This is a genomic window from Paracidovorax wautersii (assembly GCF_900113035.1).
GTDB lineage: Bacteria > Pseudomonadota > Gammaproteobacteria > Burkholderiales > Burkholderiaceae_C > Paracidovorax > Paracidovorax wautersii.
On the sequence record NZ_FONX01000031.1, the window covers coordinates 1 to 13,965 of the forward strand.

The window sequence follows — 13,965 nt, forward strand, 5'->3', positions numbered from 1 at the left end:
AGCCGCTACAGCCCTCGGTCATGTCGGCAACCGCATCAGGGGGACAAATGCACCAGCCGTCGCCAACGAAGTTGATTTTTGTGAATGCTAGTTTTTCTGCTTCTTGAGTGTATTTGGCCATGACTTCTCTCCTTCGTTATGCGCGCTCAACCGCTTCATGCAGCGCTTGCAATAGCCCAGGGCAGCTTGTTCATCCTGGCGATCACTGGGCAGGATCTCACGGCCACAATGCGACACAAGCAGACCGTCACGCTCTGTCGTGTACAGGTGCGCTGTACCTGCTGCATTCCCGCAGTCCGTGTACCAACAGGTGCCGGCTGGTTGCGGCGGAGCCCCCGCCTTCCGTGCCATTGCTTCACAGGGAAACTCAAACCTGCTCATAGCTGCCTTGCTTGCATGGTGCTCAGCTGCTCAAGACAAGCACGAATATCCATAAGCGCGCGACGATCACAATCCCATGCTCGACCGTCACGAACCATCTCGGTCAGCGAGGCCTCTGCAGCTACGAGGGCGCCCTTCACGGTGGGTGACTGGGCACTTTGGATGAGTTCCAAGAATGCCAGTCGCTTCTCCCCAAGTTGCTTTCGGCCACAGATCGGCGCGATCTCTACAGCACGGATTAAATCATCAAGTGCCGCTTCAATGGCAGCGTTCACTCTATTGGCGATCGGCATAGAAGATGCTCGTTCAGGTTGCAGCCATCAGGTAATTTTCCGAGAAGGCAATATCTCGGTCACGGTCCATGCGAACCACCTCGGCCTTCAGGATGCTTTCGAACATCATGAGTTCGGCATCAAAACTTGGAAGGTCGGCGACCGGGAAAATGGTCACGGTACCCTCATCTGTATTGTCTGAGTACACGACAACTTGACGACCATCCTTGAGCAGCGCAAACAGCGGGTTGAAATACATGATGTGTTCCCCCCTTCGATCAGGCCTGAGTCCGGAATTCGATCGCAGCGCACATCTCGGCCACGCGCTTAGCGCCACGCAGCACTGCGGCCGGCGTGTCGTCGGTATTGCCCTGTGCGTAGAATTCTGCATCGTCCTTGAGGTACTGCAACTGGATAGCGTCCGCCTCGATGGTGACACGGCTACCTGCACGCTTCACTTCGACCGCCATTTGAGACTCCTCATCGACAGCTTGGCGTTCACTGTAGTCGTCCCAGTAGGTGGCAGGAATAGAGAGTTGGACCATTGCTGCTTCCTTCCTCTACCTAGTTTCGCTGGCCAGCCGCTCGATGCCGTACTTGTCCTCGCACACATGCGCCCCCAGAACGATCCCATAAGCCCTTGCGAATGACTTCGGCGTCCAGGCACCGGCCTCAATGAGCCAGTCTCGGCCCGAGTGAATCGCCAACTCACGTTGATCAACAGGGAGCGACATCAGAATGGCCTCGATCTGGGCCGCAATCTGCTCAGCATGTCGATCCAGGTCATCTTCGCTCACGAAATCCTCATCAGGAAGCCGGTTAGATTCAACAAGGCGCTTGATATCGGAGAGCCATGATCCAGGCTCTGCCACCGGTTCGTGGCGGCCACCTTCTGCAACTGAAGCCAGACGTCCGGACAGCCGGATGCACGCATCGCCACTCGGGCCAACCGGAGTAACACCAAGGTCCTTGCATTGCGCGACAGCCCTGTCACAGATTTGCTGTTGGCGAGCCAACTCGGACTTAGGGGTGCGCTTCACGAGCTTCATTCCTTCCAGTGTGGCCAGCTGACACTCAGTCAACCATGCCAGGGCAGTTGCAAGCTGCTGCGCTGCGGCTTCTGGCACTCGGTCTCTGAAAAGAGGGTTGGTCATGCTAGTTTCCTTCACTTCGTCTCGATGATCGTGACTGGCTTGTGCCCGCCTACCGGCTCACAACCAACCCCGTATCTCACGGCTCCGAAAACGAACTCTTCTTTGCTGCCATCTTGGTTAATGGTGATGTGCGAAAGGGCGACCTTGGAGCGATCACCCAGCACGATCACTGGCGTCGGTCTGCCCACCAAAAGGCGCCTGATCCATTCAATGCCGAACATGCTTCCTCCCTCTTTTTCAGTTTGCCAGCTCACGGCCAGCCTGGGTAACCATAGCCACCCCGTTGGCGATCACATGGATGTAGCCCGCACTCTCAGCGAGCATCACTGCCTCTTGCTCGACCGATGGCACGGGAAACTCGATCATTCCAGAGTGGCATCCGGCGGCACGTCGCACTACATCCACTACCAGATCAGCTGCTACAGACATGCTTTCCTTCGTCAGTTGGGCACGAGGCCCGCGACTGTCGCCCGGATGGCGTTGCCGTCGCTTGTGTTGTGAGTTGCGATTCCTCGCACGCCTGCCAGCCCAGGGCCATCGACGCGGTAGATCGCGGTTGTCCGAGGCCCTACCGTGGCTTTCACCCCTGTGTCGGCCTGGGCGAACCGTTGGCGGCCGCCGAACTTCGCCAGCGCGCCACCCGACACGCCGAGTAACGGCGATTGCTGGGTTGGCACCCGCACGATTTCTTCACGAGTCTGCCCATCTGGCGTGAAACCAGCGGAGAGCAGCACATCAATCGCGTCTGCCATTGCTTGCTCGGTCTTGGACATCGCCTCTTCCTTTCAGACGGCCTCTGTGACCCCAAACCACTTGCCCGCGATCGCGCGGAAGCAAGGCTCGATCCTCTCAGCCTGCGCCTTGCCAGCGTCCACATTCTTCGCATGCCCGCCAGCTTGGCCAGCCGTGCGCGCTGGTTCCCGAGCGCGAGTCAACCTGGCGAGGGCATCAAACTGCTCTGGCGTCATCGTGGGCGTCTTCCCTCAAATCCACGTTTCAACAATTCTGGGATCATCCTCAGAAGAACGCTGGAGGCACGTGAGGCCCTGCGGCAACTTCGCGCGCAAGCCTTCGAGTGTCTTGTCCTGCAGCAGCTCATTGGTCGGCTGATCCAGCAGCCACTTGCGGGCAACGAAACGCCCTGGCAGATCAATCGGGCTGTCATACACAGTCCAGAGTTCAAGATCATCGCTCACGGTCTGTTGTCCTTTCTATTTCTGCGATTCGGAGGTGATAGCGGCAAGCGCTTCGCCTTCAGTATCGAACCGGGCGACATCACCACTTGCGTCCAAGCATCCATTCAACGCCCCATAAACCAATGGGCTGGCGAGACGGCTGGGGGATGGCTTGCGGTTCATCGTTTTTTCCTATGCTGTTTAGTGACACAGCCTGGCGCAGACAGCACTCCAGCCAGGCCAGTCCGAGGTGCCCTTGCCGCAAGGCCCCAAGTTCACCCGCTCCCACTCGGCAAGTGCATTCCGCTCTTGTTCGGTCATCTTCGGATGCATAGACAGCATCCTTTCAAAGGTAAGGATGAATGGATGCTGATCGAATTCTTCTTCGGTCATCTCTTTCCTTTTGTGCTTTTATAGGGCTGTAGTTCAAGCAAACTGCCGGAGCTGCACGCCTCGACAGGCCGTCCAAATATTCCGGCAGTTGCTGCATGTGATCTTGGCGCTGCGAGACATCGGCACCTCGACACCTGAATCTTGATCCCCATCCAATGCCAGCCCGCACACGGTGGCGTAGTCCGATGCGCCTCCAACGATGTGCACGTCCACCTGCCCCCCGATTTCGATTGCGATGAGCGGGTTGTTCGCGGTCATCTGTTTTCCTTCGTCATGCTCCTTGAGCTATTCAGCTATTTCGCGGCAAGCTTCTCGCGCTGCAAGCGCTCTGCAAGGTGCTGCTCAACGGCTCTGGCTGCTGCCGAAAGTGACTCGGCAGCACTTCCATAATGCAAGTCAGCAAAATGCTCCGACGCAACCCCGCGCACTCGAACTTGCCAACCCGATACAGTCCGGTTCACGTACGGCGGAACATTCAGACGAACCCCATCGACATCAGCGATACGGACGAGCTTCACCAAGATTTCCTATCGTTTGCGGGCGCCCAAGACTATCTCAATTGAGGATTCGTCCATCCCGCTGGCTCGAAGTACGCGAATCGCCTCGGATCGCAGCTGAATCGCTGCATGATGAGCTTTGAGAAAATCGGCAACCAACTTCCACCAAAGGCGCTCGCCACGAGCTTGCAGCACCGCGCATGCGGCTTTAATTTCCGGTTCTGCCTCGCCAATCTTTTCCCACTCAATGTCGAAAAAGATGGCGGTCCCGCGATCAAACTGAGCATCAAGCTCCTTGAACCCTGGGATTTCGCGCAAATCGACCTGATTACCGTCAGCGCTGCCTACTGCAATAAAATACTGCGCTCCCGTATGCCAATAAGCGATTCCGCCAAGTTCACATATCAGGCCTGTTCTATACGGTTGTTGAGCTGTCATTGATTTCCTTGGTTACCGCTTTGCGGCGTTCGATACGACGGTAGCAGCTGCCAGCTGCACAGCAGCCGAGGCACCCAGCGTCAGGGCCATCAACTGGCCGCCCACTTCATGGACTTCAAGCTGCTCGCCGGTCGTGAGGTTTTGGACCCACGCCTTACCTTGCACTTCCAGCATCACGTTCAATCGAAGCTGACCAGCTACGACTTCGAAGCCGCCGCCTTCCGCTTCCTTGACGTAGATCGTCATGTCGCTTTCCTTTGTGTCAGGTGTTATCGATAAGCGCAGCCAAGATGCGCATGCTGCGATTGCGAGAGTTGCCCACTGGGCGATATATCTCAGCTCCTGGCCGATAGCGCTCGCCGCTAGCGTCGCACACGCCAGATTTTCGGGCTTTGCACTTCGACCAAAGCTGCCCCGAGTACAACTCTCCCGAGTCGCGCACGGTCAATGACGCCAGACCATCGCTTGGGCGCGCGTTGATCGAAAGCAGCTTGCTCATGGTGCCTCTTTCCTTGATCAGTAATCGGTACAAAGACCGTGGTGCTCGAACAGGTCATGCCGGTACTGGTTCACATCGACATAAGCCCCGTTTGCATCACGAAGTACCCAGCGCTGGCCAATAGGGTTGCCGTTGGGCGTGAATCCTTCCTCTCGTCGGGCGCTGAACCCGGTTGCGGACTGGTACACATCGGGCTGGACCTGACGCATCACGTTGGGCTTGACGATGAGTGCGGGCACGCTGCTTTCCTTTTGATCACATATCAAAGAACCCTGCATGGCGGGCAAAGAACCAAGACGCACGATCAAGCCCAAGCCTCTGGGTCAAAAGTGCAAGCTTCGCGCAGACTCCCTTTGCCGTAATTCGCATGCTTTCCTTCGATTTACTGCGCAAGCGGCTTGCCTGTCATCGAATCAAAACGCGCCACAGGAACCACTTCCTCCAGCGCATAGACCACCACCACATCCGCGACTTCTGCCACCCGCGTGTAGTACCGGAACTGACCATCCTGCCAATCCCAATCATGAACGCGATCTTCAAAGAACACGGTCCTGTTGTGGATGAGGTACTGGTCGCGCTTGAACTCTTCCTCGTTAATCAACGTGCCGACTCGAACGGGTTTCCGAGTCAGTGGGATTTTGATGATCCCGCTAGCCATCACATCGCGAAGGATTTCGAAATCTAGGGCCTTGAGCATGTTTGCTTTCCTTGACTACTTGGCGATTGACCACACGACGAACGCGCCACGGCGCTCCCAGGCGATCACCCCCTTCTTGCGCAACGCCTGCCTTTGTGCGCAGGCCCAATGTCAATGACGCTTACCTCGTCGCAGTTCTCGTTTGTTGGCATGTTCAGTCACTCCTTCAATTGGTAAATAGTTGCCATCAATTCGTGTCGATGGGCCACCAAACGCAGGCTTGGCCCAGTAGGTGAAATTCAGCAGTTCAGTTCATCAAGCATGGATCGGTAACCGCTTCCAAATACCCGTTCTCCAGGCAATCGCGGTACTCGTCCACCAGCTCCAACACCACGCGCGCATCATCCGTGGAATTGCGCCCTTCCAACGGATCATCGTGCTCCAGTTCAGGGCAAGATACCTCAAACCACATCCCGTCAAAGCTGTCGATCACGATGCCGTAGCGCGCTGCAATCCGCTTGGCCTTCGCCAGTGTCCCACGCGCTGCCACCTTGGCATCTCTAGGAGCCACCAGGGGCCGGTCAAGCACCTCGAAAACACCGAACACTACGCCTGCCGCAGGCCTGAATGGAATCGACTCGAACGGCACCGGCATTCTGGATAGGTTGCACTGGTACATGCCACCACTGATCGTGCCGTAGTGGGAGTCGCCGTGCACCCCAAATTGCAGGATGAGATGGGAGGCCTGGAAGAGCTGCAGATTGCACCTGAGCCAATCAGCCAAGGACTCATAGGCCGCGTCAATGCGGGTGTATCGCACGCGAACACCGAGCTGCTCCATGGCTGCGGTGAGGTGCTGCACAGAGACTCCCTTAATCCAGCGTTCCCCGGTGAGCCCACGTAGAACGCGCGCCGCGTGATCGGTGGTCACACCCAGAATCGTCGCCATGGCCGCAGGGCCGCAATAACGGTTTCTGCCTTTGATGGGATGGAAAGGTGCTTTCAACATCGTAGATTCTCAGGGCGTGGCACCTGCCGCACTGCTGTCAGTTGCGGCCGCATTCTCAAGCACAAGAATCCCTGCCTGCTTCACGTAGTAGCCGCGACCAGCTCCCGCTTGCCCACCAGGGCTCCAGCCAATGAGGCCGCGATCCGCCATGCCGCGTGCCAGCCTAGCCGCCGCCAGAGCCGCGCCTTGCGGCGCTTTGAAGCTGTAGCCCGGATAGGCCGCGTAGCCGAGCGCTGACAGCGGCAGCGTGACCTTGTGCCCACTCACGGTCGGTGCAGCGAGCACTTGAAGCACCAACCTTTCCGAGTCGGCCTGGGAGGTATGCAAGTCCGAGTTGCGTCTGATTCTGCTCATGTCGCACCTACTTTCCAAGCTCTGCCATCTCGCGAGCCTGGGCATTCAGATCGTCAACGGCAGCATCCGACAACAGAATGCGTAGGTCAGTTTGACCAAGTACAACAAAGTCGTCAGCGATCTCGCTGCAGCCAGCCTCTTGGAGCAGCTTCTTCGCAGCTTTGGTGAGCTTTTTTGGCTTTGCCATGCTTTCCTTCGGTTATTGGGCTGAAATCTGGCGGGTACGAATGACATCGCCATCAAGGTAACTTTCGGTGAACCCGCCCCCGGCATTGCGCCGACGTACAGCACCCCCCTCCGAACGGATCGCATCACGCAAGGCGTCCCACATCCACCGATCCTCTGGCCAAGTTCCATCAGGCACATACCCATCAGCCCATTCGGCGCCCATAGCCAGATGGTGCAGATGCCTGTTGGCTTCTCGTTCACTCAGACTGCGGTACAAGCTGAGGCCGATGCCCACTTGCTTGTAGATATCCGCAAGGTGTGCCGTGCTGTTCGTTGAGATAGCCATCAGACTTTCCTTTACTGGTTTACATGCCCCAACAATAGACGCATTACGTCTGCGCGTCAAGTCTTATCGAGGGCGCGTAGACCAGTCTTGAGCAGGAACAGTTCCCAGACAGCCAGGTCGATGCCGTACTTGCCGCCTTCCCATTCGCGCCATCGCGCCCCATCGGCCCGGTGAACCACCTCGGCGGCGTGCTGCTGGGTCAGGCCCGCCTTGTTGCGCACCTCTTTGATCTCAACAGGGGTAGGCTGACGCAGCACCTTGGCTTTGGTGTTGTAGGTCACACTGGTTTCCTAGATTTTTGGCTTGCGCGTCACCACGTTGCTCTTTGGCAGTTCGTAGCGCAGCTTCCAATACAAGGCAACCTTGTCATTAGGATCTTCACGCAGGCGTGCTGCAACCCATTCATCTGAAAAAACGGGGAGTTGGGCGCTTGCTCTCTTCGTATTCATTGTTTTCCTTTCTTAGACCAATTCCAGGCCCTCTTGCTTCGCCACATGCTGCAGTAGTGCCAGGAATGTTCTGTTGAATTGAAACTGCATGAATGAGGCCTCGTCAACCCACCCCAAGCTATCCATCCGGCCTGCAGATGCCCTGAATAGCTCTCCCAGATCGCTGCCGCATGAGCCAACGAAACATCGAACCCCAATTCCTTCAGCGCTGCCTGCACGTTGGAGGCCTGGGCACGTTCGGTGAGATCAGAAGGGTACTCACCGGAGTAGGTGTTTGCGCAATCAGCCACCCATGAGTCCAAGGCCCGCGATCTCTCTGCGTCGAGTTGCACCATCGCATTTCTTTTCAAATGCGACTGGGCAGCAACGACAGTTCGCCACGTTTGACGCGCCCCAGGGTGATGGCGGCGCAGTGATCGACCACCGCATCAATCAGGACTTGCGAGTCGCCTGAGAACAAGTGCTCGAACCGATCCCATAGTGCCTTGCGCTCGGCTTCCGATTGCACGTTGATGCCAGCCAGCGATTCAGCCTGTCCAATGGAACCACCGGCCCACCCGCCCAAACGGCGGAGGGTTTCCGAAGGGCGGGTTTTCGTCTTTGCCATGGTCGTTCTTTCCTTTAGAACCAACGCGACATGCCATTTTTGGCGGCAGTGGCGATAGCCATCTTCACGTCCTGGGCTACTGGTGCGCCGGACAGCATCCAAACTTCCTGCATCGCTTGAGACAGCTCCGGCGATGATCTTGCAACGTCCTCACGCAAGGCCTCGCTGTCCCCGCTCCCTACATACAAGGGGATCACTGCATGCATGCGAAGGCGTCGTAGTGCATCGGGGAATTGCCTTTGGATGCCCTCCTGAGCCTGCTCGCGCTCCAGCCTCAGTTGGCCTTCCAGCTGATGAATCCGCGCCTGCAACGTGTTGATCACTGCAACCGGGTCTTGAATCGCGTCCATGTCTGCTTTCCTCTCAATCAATTTCGTTTGTGTCGCCAAACCTGAATGCCCAGCAGAACCGGCGCGTTTCCTCGCCACAGGTCGCTTCGGCCACGAGGCAAGGGCCAGACACCTCGCTACCCATGGTGCTTCGGCCTGATCGCACCTCAACGCCCACAACCCTGACCTTCAAGGATGGCTGCACGTTGGCAGGAGCGGTGCGAAACCACTGCGTGGCTCGCACAGCGCTTTCCGCGTGGTCCTGCATGAGTTGGCTGGCATCCATGGCTCTGCTTTCCTATCAGGCCTCGAATTCGGGCAAAGCGTTGAACTCAGCCTCGGTCATCTGCACTTCGGCCACGGTGTGGCCTTCACTGCCTTGTGTCATGTCCGGTACGTCTTTGGGCATACAAACGCAGCTGGTTCCGTCTGCAAAGCGAATCTGGGTATAGGTGTTCATGGTCCCTGCAATGCACCAGTTTCTCTTTCCCGTCATTGCTTTTTTCCTTGAATTCAGGATGAATATGGTTTTTGCACTTTCTTAGCACCGCAGCGTTCGCAATCACCGAACTGCCCCTGGCCGGATGTTTCTCTCCAGGCATGCACATCGTGGCCGTACTTCTCGCAAAACTGTGCTGCTGTCAGCGTAAAGCGATCCCAAATTTTCTTGAGCATGAGTCCCTCTGTTTCCTCTCAGTCTTCGACCACGCGGGCCACTTCGTGCGCCGTCAGCGGGCGGGAACAATCCCCGCCAGGTTGACCAATGCGCAGCGCACCAGATTCATCGCGGTAGCCAAGGGCGGGGAAACATGGTCTTGCGGTCAGGTAGATGGTCACGGTTTTCATGTCTTTCCTTTGGCCTCAAAGGCCGACAATTCGTTCAAGGTGACGCGGAATGACAACCGAATTGCCGCCCGTTTCCTTGGGACGCAACGTGACGCCCTTGCCGCACACAGGGCAGTTCAGCATGCCATGCTCATTGGGCTGGCCACGGCGCAAGTAGCGGGTGTACTCTTTGCCGCTCGCATCACAACGACTTCGGCGGGCCAGGGGGATCGTGAAGCCACTCATGCCGGGCTCACATCGAAATCATCATCGGCACGAATCCCGCGCCGGTTCGGATCGGTGTCCTCATCTTCGGGGATGCCGAACTTCGACAGCGCGGCACTGCGCGCAAACTCTTCGCTTTCTTCACCCACCTGACCAAGGTGCATCGAGCCAGTCTTGAGGTGCACGCGCACATTCCAGGTCTTCATTGCCATGTGGAGATTTCTTTGCTGTGGTTCAATGCCTAAATAATAGGTGCGTTTAATGCACCTGTCAAGGCCTTTTTTGAACCTTCTTTTTTAAGCACTGGTCCCCATGAATCAATGGTGTACGTTGCACCGGCTTTGCTGATGACCACACGAGCCTGTTCACCAGCCTGAGCAATCAGGGAAGTTACGGATTTCTTATCCAAGCCGGTTACAGCGGCGATCTGGACCAGCGTGCAGTGACCAGAATCTATTGCGCCCAGCACGGCCAGCATGCGGCGCAGATCACCCTTTGGATACTGGGGCACCACCATCACACAGCCCTCGCCACAATGTCAGCCAGTCGCACGGGGTCGCCCTCTACAAGCCGTTTCGTGGTGCTCACGCTCTTGTGTCCCAAGATCGCGGCGATGTGCACAAGATCACGCCCTTGGCGATGCTGCTTTACAGCGAACGTCCGTCGAGCAGACTGCGCGCTGCCACCCTCGATCCCGGCGTTCGCGTGCAGGCGCGAGATGTACGCCCCCAGCGTGTTGCAGGAATAGCTCCAGACGCCTGAAGGGAGCATTCGCCTGGTCAGCGCATAGGCCCCACCGTCTTCGGTCAGGAACAACGCACTTTCGGGGTCGAGCCCACGGTAAGCGCCCTTCTTTACCGTGACACCGTGCTTGTGTTCCACGCGCCAGGCGATGTAGGCGTCCAGTGCCGCGACGACTCGCTTGTTAGACCAGAACAGCGGACGCTCTTCGCCGTTGTGCGCAACATCGACGCGCACCGCACTCGTGACGCGCACGTTGCCCTTGGCGTCCAGGTAGTCGCCCACCGTGATGGTGGCCAGCTCCGTGACCGAGAGGGCTGTGCCGTAGAGAGTCAGCAACAAGGCCGTGTCGCGCAGTGGAACGCGGCTGTAGGCTGCGGTAGCTTTCAGCAGGTGCTCGATCTGCTTATCTTCGATGACTGGGGGTTTTGCCATGGGCTATCGCTCAACAGGCCGACGACCCGAAGCCTTGTCTTTCCCTGCTTGCTCACTCATTGCCTGAAATTTCCCCAATCTCCCTTGAGCCCACTGAATGGTTTGCTTGAGATCGGGCAGCTCATGCGTGCGAATTTCTTGCCAAACTATCGCCGATTGTTTCGATGTACCCATCTGGTCTAGCGCCATGCGAATGCCATCCACTCTGGCCGCGATCAATTCAGCCAGCATCAGCTCATGGGTATCCAAAAGCGGCACATAGCGTTCAATTGCATGCCAGTCAAACAGGTCACGCGGCGTGAGAGCCCACCCACGATAAAAAAGCTTCTTTGCGAGCACTTCCGCCACCGGCTCAAGTGGGAAGAGACACTCGCTGGAAACCTTGTTGTCGAGTCCAAGCAGGGACATGCTGACGATGAAGTCAATTTCGCCATCATTAAATTTGAGCTTTAGGGAGGTGGCCCCCTCGTCGTAGGTGTTGATGAGGTGCTCAAATTTGTCATTCAGGCGCGGGGTGAGAAAGCCGATCCATTGAGGATCACGGATGAACAAATCAATGTCGTCACTGATCCGATGCTCCATTGCCAACATAAGCCTTGTTCCACCGCCCAATACAGGAAGCAGAGCGCTTTTGGCCACCGTGGATACGTCTTGGACCATCTCATGTGCAAGCTTCTCAAGCCCTCTCCATGGACCATTGGTTTTGTGATTCTTGATGTCCGCAATAGTGGTCATAGGAGAGCCTTGATTGATGATTCCCAAAGGGCGCTGCGAGGCGCACCGCCCTTGATAGTGTCCGAATAGAGTTGGTTGGCCATAGGTAGCGACGAACCCGACTCCATCGCGCACTGCATCACCAACCGTGGCTCCACTTCAACAAAGAGGTAGCTCAGAATCGCAGCGGCTTTGGGCGAAGCAGCGCGAAGCTCCCCCTGGCTCAGTGATTCGATGAGGTCGCCGGGAGAAACAATCGCTCCATACGGAGCGTTTAAGTGCGTCACAGCCATCGAAATGCCGTGTTGATGTGGGCTTGAATTTGACATGCATTTGCCTTAAATCGTGCAATTACATTGAGTCTACACGCGAAGCCAGCCTCGAACAAGCCGGAGCACCAACGCCCACGCCACACAAAGGAAAGTTGGGAAGCGGCGCACTAAATGAGGAAGAGCCCAATACGCCCGAGTGGCACGCAGCCTGTGCCGTGGTCAATGCAGCCCAGGCGTGCAAGGCGCGGGCCTGGGCGCCTATCGAAGCACTGCACGAGGAGGCCATCGCAGGGCTGGACACCGCGCGATGGCTACCGTGAGCCCCATGCAGGCGGTAGTGGCTCGCAATGCCGTGCAGCGCGAGGGGCGCGAGCGGCTGCAGGCTGGCCTTCAAACCTGCAAGGCCATGTGCAAGTGAAGAGCTGGCTTTCCTTTTCACTTTCCACGTTTCCTTGCACTTTCCCATCAGTGCCCAGCAGCTCGTCGGCACGGTCGCCCAGCACGAGCTGCGCAGATCCGCGGCCAGCACCTGGGCCTCCTGCCCCACAGGAATGCGGTCGGCCAGCAGCACCGTGACGCCGGCGGCCGCATCGTGCGCGGAGCGCGCCCCGGCAGGGGCTGCAGGGTGCTCAGCACTGGTGGCCACCACCAGGCGGCCGATGGCGGCCTGCAGGGCCTGTGCGTCGATCTGGACGGTGTCTGCGATCACCTGGCGCAGACGATCGACGGAGGACATGGATGATCCTTGGGCTCACAACTATGGAACCGGGAAGTCTACCGGAGGTGGCGTCACAACGGGAAACTCGGGAACCGTGCGTGAAAGCGCGTGGTGACTGAGATATCATCCGCGTCGGTGCTCCTGGTGCGCCAGCCGCTCACGTTGGCGAAGCCGAACAACCAGCCTTTATGGGCCATGCCCACCCCCTTCGTAGCCACGATTTACTTCATGCGCCTTCGAAATAGTGAGCATTTCGTTCTCCGGCGCGGGGAGTAATTCATGGATCAAGACATCGGTGACGCCGCTCGCGCGGCTGGCTGCTCAGACTATTTCTCTTGGGAAATCTGTCCCGATCACTTTGCCAGCCAGCTCATGGCTGCGGCTAAGCGTTACGCACGTTTCCTCAAGGATTGCGGCCTGGTCAAGTCCCACAATGAGGCCCTTGAGGTGGTTGCCAAGGCAGCCGGCCAACCCCATTGGCATGCGTTTCACTCGGTGGTCCAAGGCCTCTTCGACGCCTTCAATCCTGAAGTGCACTGGCCACGGCCAGATGGGGGGCGAGAGCCTATCAAGACACTGATCCCCGCCTTTGTCTTTTTGGTCAAGGTCTCTCCAGACTGCGCCCCCGCCCCGCAGGAGCAGGCGGGCCTTACCAAGGCAGCATCTCAACTGGCACGCGTGTGCGGCGCTTCGCTTGAACAGGTGTTGGACCTGATCGGCAAGATGAACGGCGCCGACACCTGGTGCGAGCTACTTTCCAGAAGGCCTGAGCAGGCAAAAGGTCCCCTGTATGGCTTCCGGGTTGATGAGGATGGTGACGGGCGTTTTGTGAACAGCAGCGCGTGCTCAGCGCTCATCGACCAACAGGACGCCTTGTTCCAAGGTTTCCACTCGCGACCTCTGTCTCAGCAGCGAGAATTTGAAGCCTTTCTGGCGCGCGTTCTCGAAGCTCGCCCTGATTTCCTGGAAGGGCTTCTCGCCAAGGCAGAGGTACTGCGATACAAACCAGAACTTAGCCGGCAGCAAGGGAAGGTCTACACCGAGGCGATCAAAAGAGCCAATGCGCTTTTACCTGCGGGATTCAAAGGCGAAATATCGTGGTACGACCTGTCCAATCGCTTCTACCATCGACTGCTCTATGGTGCGATGGTTTGGCACTCCCACGAGGGCCATACCGCCAAGGCCGTTGCACTCGCCCGCCGCCAGTTGCGCCTCAACAAGAGTGACAACCTTGGAGTGCGAATGTGGCTACCCGTGCTTCTTGTTGCCGATGGCCAAATAGCGGCAGGCGATAAGGCTATAGTCAAAATGACTCTCGGTGATGGCT

Annotated in this window: 35 protein-coding genes; 1 reads left to right on the plus strand and 34 read right to left on the minus strand. The window is 57.5% G+C overall.

The window, feature by feature from the left end; genetic code table 11:
- Positions 1-377: 377 nt before the first annotated feature.
- From BM070_RS24580 to BM070_RS23350, 34 genes are all read right to left on the minus strand, one after another.
- Positions 378-674, minus strand: a complete 297-nt coding sequence (locus BM070_RS24580) for a hypothetical protein (protein ID WP_139222950.1) — start codon at positions 672-674, stop codon at positions 378-380.
- Positions 675-687: 13 nt separating this feature from the next.
- Entirely contained in the window at positions 688-912 is a 225-nt protein-coding gene (locus BM070_RS23260; protein ID WP_092942565.1) for a hypothetical protein, read from the minus strand.
- Positions 913-931: 19 nt separating this feature from the next.
- Positions 932-1,198 carry a hypothetical protein gene (locus BM070_RS23265; protein WP_092942568.1) on the minus strand — a complete coding sequence of 89 codons (267 nt, stop codon included), beginning with the start codon at positions 1,196-1,198 and terminating at the stop codon, positions 932-934.
- 15 nt (positions 1,199-1,213) lie between these two features.
- The gene (locus BM070_RS24585) at positions 1,214-1,807 is read right to left on the minus strand and encodes a hypothetical protein (protein WP_139222951.1); all 594 of its coding nucleotides are present in this window, start codon (positions 1,805-1,807) and stop codon (positions 1,214-1,216) included.
- Positions 1,808-1,818: 11 nt separating this feature from the next.
- Positions 1,819-2,028: a hypothetical protein gene (locus BM070_RS24590; protein ID WP_139222952.1), complete on the minus strand. Its 210-nt coding sequence runs from the start codon at positions 2,026-2,028 to the stop codon at positions 1,819-1,821.
- Between the two features lie 16 nt (positions 2,029-2,044).
- Entirely contained in the window at positions 2,045-2,236 is a 192-nt protein-coding gene (locus BM070_RS24910) for a hypothetical protein (RefSeq protein ID WP_175518591.1), read from the minus strand.
- A gap of 11 nt (positions 2,237-2,247) precedes the next feature.
- A complete protein-coding gene (locus BM070_RS24595; protein ID WP_139222953.1) occupies positions 2,248-2,580 on the minus strand; it encodes a hypothetical protein in 333 nt (110 codons plus the stop codon).
- 210 nt (positions 2,581-2,790) lie between these two features.
- Positions 2,791-3,003, minus strand: coding sequence for a hypothetical protein (locus BM070_RS23280; RefSeq protein WP_092942577.1), 213 nt, complete (start codon positions 3,001-3,003; stop codon positions 2,791-2,793).
- Positions 3,004-3,183: 180 nt separating this feature from the next.
- Positions 3,184-3,375 carry a hypothetical protein gene (locus tag BM070_RS24600; protein WP_139222954.1) on the minus strand — a complete coding sequence of 64 codons (192 nt, stop codon included), beginning with the start codon at positions 3,373-3,375 and terminating at the stop codon, positions 3,184-3,186.
- A gap of 33 nt (positions 3,376-3,408) precedes the next feature.
- Positions 3,409-3,633, minus strand: a complete 225-nt coding sequence (locus BM070_RS24605; protein WP_139222955.1) for a hypothetical protein — start codon at positions 3,631-3,633, stop codon at positions 3,409-3,411.
- 35 nt (positions 3,634-3,668) lie between these two features.
- The gene (locus BM070_RS24610; RefSeq protein WP_139222956.1) at positions 3,669-3,893 is read right to left on the minus strand and encodes a hypothetical protein; all 225 of its coding nucleotides are present in this window, start codon (positions 3,891-3,893) and stop codon (positions 3,669-3,671) included.
- Between the two features lie 9 nt (positions 3,894-3,902).
- Entirely contained in the window at positions 3,903-4,310 is a 408-nt protein-coding gene (locus BM070_RS24615; protein ID WP_139222957.1) for a hypothetical protein, read from the minus strand.
- A 12-nt stretch (positions 4,311-4,322) separates the two neighbouring features.
- Positions 4,323-4,556, minus strand: coding sequence for a hypothetical protein (locus BM070_RS23285; protein ID WP_092942580.1), 234 nt, complete (start codon positions 4,554-4,556; stop codon positions 4,323-4,325).
- 16 nt (positions 4,557-4,572) lie between these two features.
- On the minus strand, positions 4,573-4,809 hold the full coding sequence (locus BM070_RS23290) for a DUF3331 domain-containing protein (protein ID WP_092942583.1): 237 nt from the start codon (positions 4,807-4,809) through the stop codon (positions 4,573-4,575).
- A 17-nt stretch (positions 4,810-4,826) separates the two neighbouring features.
- Positions 4,827-5,048: a hypothetical protein gene (locus BM070_RS23295; protein ID WP_092942607.1), complete on the minus strand. Its 222-nt coding sequence runs from the start codon at positions 5,046-5,048 to the stop codon at positions 4,827-4,829.
- 143 nt (positions 5,049-5,191) lie between these two features.
- A complete protein-coding gene (locus BM070_RS23300; protein WP_092942586.1) occupies positions 5,192-5,506 on the minus strand; it encodes a hypothetical protein in 315 nt (104 codons plus the stop codon).
- Positions 5,507-5,753: 247 nt separating this feature from the next.
- The gene (locus BM070_RS23305) at positions 5,754-6,455 is read right to left on the minus strand and encodes a hypothetical protein (protein ID WP_139222958.1); all 702 of its coding nucleotides are present in this window, start codon (positions 6,453-6,455) and stop codon (positions 5,754-5,756) included.
- A gap of 9 nt (positions 6,456-6,464) precedes the next feature.
- A complete protein-coding gene (locus BM070_RS24620) occupies positions 6,465-6,809 on the minus strand; it encodes a hypothetical protein (protein WP_139222959.1) in 345 nt (114 codons plus the stop codon).
- Between the two features lie 7 nt (positions 6,810-6,816).
- Complete coding sequence (locus tag BM070_RS23310; protein WP_092942592.1) at positions 6,817-6,996, minus strand: hypothetical protein; 180 nt, start codon at positions 6,994-6,996, stop codon at positions 6,817-6,819.
- 12 nt (positions 6,997-7,008) lie between these two features.
- Entirely contained in the window at positions 7,009-7,323 is a 315-nt protein-coding gene (locus BM070_RS24625; protein WP_139222960.1) for a hypothetical protein, read from the minus strand.
- A 56-nt stretch (positions 7,324-7,379) separates the two neighbouring features.
- Complete coding sequence (locus BM070_RS23315) at positions 7,380-7,604, minus strand: helix-turn-helix domain-containing protein (RefSeq protein ID WP_092942595.1); 225 nt, start codon at positions 7,602-7,604, stop codon at positions 7,380-7,382.
- Between the two features lie 9 nt (positions 7,605-7,613).
- Positions 7,614-7,772 (minus strand): hypothetical protein, encoded by a 159-nt coding sequence (locus BM070_RS24915; RefSeq protein WP_157896779.1) that lies wholly within the window; start codon positions 7,770-7,772, stop codon positions 7,614-7,616.
- A 346-nt stretch (positions 7,773-8,118) separates the two neighbouring features.
- Positions 8,119-8,379: a hypothetical protein gene (locus tag BM070_RS24630; RefSeq protein WP_139222961.1), complete on the minus strand. Its 261-nt coding sequence runs from the start codon at positions 8,377-8,379 to the stop codon at positions 8,119-8,121.
- Between the two features lie 14 nt (positions 8,380-8,393).
- On the minus strand, positions 8,394-8,729 hold the full coding sequence (locus BM070_RS23320) for a hypothetical protein (RefSeq protein WP_139222962.1): 336 nt from the start codon (positions 8,727-8,729) through the stop codon (positions 8,394-8,396).
- A gap of 280 nt (positions 8,730-9,009) precedes the next feature.
- Positions 9,010-9,168 (minus strand): hypothetical protein, encoded by a 159-nt coding sequence (locus BM070_RS24920; protein ID WP_175518592.1) that lies wholly within the window; start codon positions 9,166-9,168, stop codon positions 9,010-9,012.
- A gap of 53 nt (positions 9,169-9,221) precedes the next feature.
- On the minus strand, positions 9,222-9,383 hold the full coding sequence (locus tag BM070_RS24925; RefSeq protein WP_175518593.1) for a hypothetical protein: 162 nt from the start codon (positions 9,381-9,383) through the stop codon (positions 9,222-9,224).
- Between the two features lie 18 nt (positions 9,384-9,401).
- Complete coding sequence (locus BM070_RS24930) at positions 9,402-9,554, minus strand: hypothetical protein (protein WP_175518594.1); 153 nt, start codon at positions 9,552-9,554, stop codon at positions 9,402-9,404.
- Between the two features lie 15 nt (positions 9,555-9,569).
- Positions 9,570-9,779 (minus strand): hypothetical protein, encoded by a 210-nt coding sequence (locus BM070_RS24635; protein ID WP_066784198.1) that lies wholly within the window; start codon positions 9,777-9,779, stop codon positions 9,570-9,572.
- A complete protein-coding gene (locus BM070_RS23325) occupies positions 9,776-9,970 on the minus strand; it encodes a hypothetical protein (RefSeq protein WP_066784201.1) in 195 nt (64 codons plus the stop codon). Before BM070_RS23325 ends, BM070_RS24635 begins: the two co-directional genes overlap by 4 nt.
- Positions 9,971-9,999: 29 nt before the next feature.
- Positions 10,000-10,275, minus strand: coding sequence for a hypothetical protein (locus tag BM070_RS23330; protein ID WP_082759013.1), 276 nt, complete (start codon positions 10,273-10,275; stop codon positions 10,000-10,002).
- Positions 10,275-10,934 (minus strand): tyrosine-type recombinase/integrase, encoded by a 660-nt coding sequence (locus BM070_RS23335; protein ID WP_066784204.1) that lies wholly within the window; start codon positions 10,932-10,934, stop codon positions 10,275-10,277. Before BM070_RS23335 ends, BM070_RS23330 begins: the two co-directional genes overlap by 1 nt.
- Positions 10,935-10,937: 3 nt before the next feature.
- The gene (locus BM070_RS23340) at positions 10,938-11,669 is read right to left on the minus strand and encodes a nucleotidyl transferase AbiEii/AbiGii toxin family protein (RefSeq protein ID WP_066784207.1); all 732 of its coding nucleotides are present in this window, start codon (positions 11,667-11,669) and stop codon (positions 10,938-10,940) included.
- Positions 11,666-11,977, minus strand: coding sequence for a hypothetical protein (locus BM070_RS23345; protein ID WP_082759014.1), 312 nt, complete (start codon positions 11,975-11,977; stop codon positions 11,666-11,668). Before BM070_RS23345 ends, BM070_RS23340 begins: the two co-directional genes overlap by 4 nt.
- Before the next feature lie 22 nt (positions 11,978-11,999).
- Positions 12,000-12,656, minus strand: coding sequence for a hypothetical protein (locus BM070_RS23350; RefSeq protein ID WP_092942601.1), 657 nt, complete (start codon positions 12,654-12,656; stop codon positions 12,000-12,002).
- Positions 12,657-12,917: 261 nt separating this feature from the next.
- Here BM070_RS23350 and BM070_RS24640 point away from each other — a divergent pair.
- Positions 12,918-13,965, plus strand: a 1,048-nt coding sequence (locus BM070_RS24640; RefSeq protein ID WP_139222963.1) for a hypothetical protein, incomplete at its 3' end; no start/stop codon positions are given.

Coding starts and splice junctions, on each gene's coding strand:
- BM070_RS24585 (WP_139222951.1), bottom strand. CDS start 1,807: ATGACCAACCCTCTTTTCAGAGACCGAGTGCCAGAAGCCGCAGCGCAG.
- BM070_RS23305 (WP_139222958.1), bottom strand. CDS start 6,455: ATGTTGAAAGCACCTTTCCATCCCATCAAAGGCAGAAACCGTTATTGC.
- BM070_RS24930 (WP_175518594.1), bottom strand. CDS start 9,554: ATGAAAACCGTGACCATCTACCTGACCGCAAGACCATGTTTCCCCGCC.
- BM070_RS24615 (WP_139222957.1), bottom strand. CDS start 4,310: ATGACAGCTCAACAACCGTATAGAACAGGCCTGATATGTGAACTTGGC.
- BM070_RS24925 (WP_175518593.1), bottom strand. CDS start 9,383: ATGCTCAAGAAAATTTGGGATCGCTTTACGCTGACAGCAGCACAGTTT.
- BM070_RS23340 (WP_066784207.1), bottom strand. CDS start 11,669: ATGACCACTATTGCGGACATCAAGAATCACAAAACCAATGGTCCATGG.
- BM070_RS23350 (WP_092942601.1), bottom strand. CDS start 12,656: ATGTCCTCCGTCGATCGTCTGCGCCAGGTGATCGCAGACACCGTCCAG.
- BM070_RS24910 (WP_175518591.1), bottom strand. CDS start 2,236: ATGTCTGTAGCAGCTGATCTGGTAGTGGATGTAGTGCGACGTGCCGCC.
- BM070_RS24620 (WP_139222959.1), bottom strand. CDS start 6,809: ATGAGCAGAATCAGACGCAACTCGGACTTGCATACCTCCCAGGCCGAC.
- BM070_RS24590 (WP_139222952.1), bottom strand. CDS start 2,028: ATGTTCGGCATTGAATGGATCAGGCGCCTTTTGGTGGGCAGACCGACG.
- BM070_RS23265 (WP_092942568.1), bottom strand. CDS start 1,198: ATGGTCCAACTCTCTATTCCTGCCACCTACTGGGACGACTACAGTGAA.
- BM070_RS24635 (WP_066784198.1), bottom strand. CDS start 9,779: ATGAGTGGCTTCACGATCCCCCTGGCCCGCCGAAGTCGTTGTGATGCG.
- BM070_RS24625 (WP_139222960.1), bottom strand. CDS start 7,323: ATGGCTATCTCAACGAACAGCACGGCACACCTTGCGGATATCTACAAG.
- BM070_RS23330 (WP_082759013.1), bottom strand. CDS start 10,275: ATGGTGGTGCCCCAGTATCCAAAGGGTGATCTGCGCCGCATGCTGGCC.
- BM070_RS24580 (WP_139222950.1), bottom strand. CDS start 674: ATGCCGATCGCCAATAGAGTGAACGCTGCCATTGAAGCGGCACTTGAT.
- BM070_RS24630 (WP_139222961.1), bottom strand. CDS start 8,379: ATGGCAAAGACGAAAACCCGCCCTTCGGAAACCCTCCGCCGTTTGGGC.
- BM070_RS23310 (WP_092942592.1), bottom strand. CDS start 6,996: ATGGCAAAGCCAAAAAAGCTCACCAAAGCTGCGAAGAAGCTGCTCCAA.
- BM070_RS24920 (WP_175518592.1), bottom strand. CDS start 9,168: ATGAACACCTATACCCAGATTCGCTTTGCAGACGGAACCAGCTGCGTT.
- BM070_RS23335 (WP_066784204.1), bottom strand. CDS start 10,934: ATGGCAAAACCCCCAGTCATCGAAGATAAGCAGATCGAGCACCTGCTG.
- BM070_RS23290 (WP_092942583.1), bottom strand. CDS start 4,809: ATGAGCAAGCTGCTTTCGATCAACGCGCGCCCAAGCGATGGTCTGGCG.
- BM070_RS23285 (WP_092942580.1), bottom strand. CDS start 4,556: ATGACGATCTACGTCAAGGAAGCGGAAGGCGGCGGCTTCGAAGTCGTA.
- BM070_RS24595 (WP_139222953.1), bottom strand. CDS start 2,580: ATGTCCAAGACCGAGCAAGCAATGGCAGACGCGATTGATGTGCTGCTC.
- BM070_RS23325 (WP_066784201.1), bottom strand. CDS start 9,970: ATGGCAATGAAGACCTGGAATGTGCGCGTGCACCTCAAGACTGGCTCG.
- BM070_RS24605 (WP_139222955.1), bottom strand. CDS start 3,633: ATGACCGCGAACAACCCGCTCATCGCAATCGAAATCGGGGGGCAGGTG.
- BM070_RS23300 (WP_092942586.1), bottom strand. CDS start 5,506: ATGCTCAAGGCCCTAGATTTCGAAATCCTTCGCGATGTGATGGCTAGC.
- BM070_RS24915 (WP_157896779.1), bottom strand. CDS start 7,772: ATGAATACGAAGAGAGCAAGCGCCCAACTCCCCGTTTTTTCAGATGAA.
- BM070_RS23345 (WP_082759014.1), bottom strand. CDS start 11,977: ATGTCAAATTCAAGCCCACATCAACACGGCATTTCGATGGCTGTGACG.
- BM070_RS23260 (WP_092942565.1), bottom strand. CDS start 912: ATGTATTTCAACCCGCTGTTTGCGCTGCTCAAGGATGGTCGTCAAGTT.
- BM070_RS23320 (WP_139222962.1), bottom strand. CDS start 8,729: ATGGACGCGATTCAAGACCCGGTTGCAGTGATCAACACGTTGCAGGCG.
- BM070_RS24600 (WP_139222954.1), bottom strand. CDS start 3,375: ATGACCGAAGAAGAATTCGATCAGCATCCATTCATCCTTACCTTTGAA.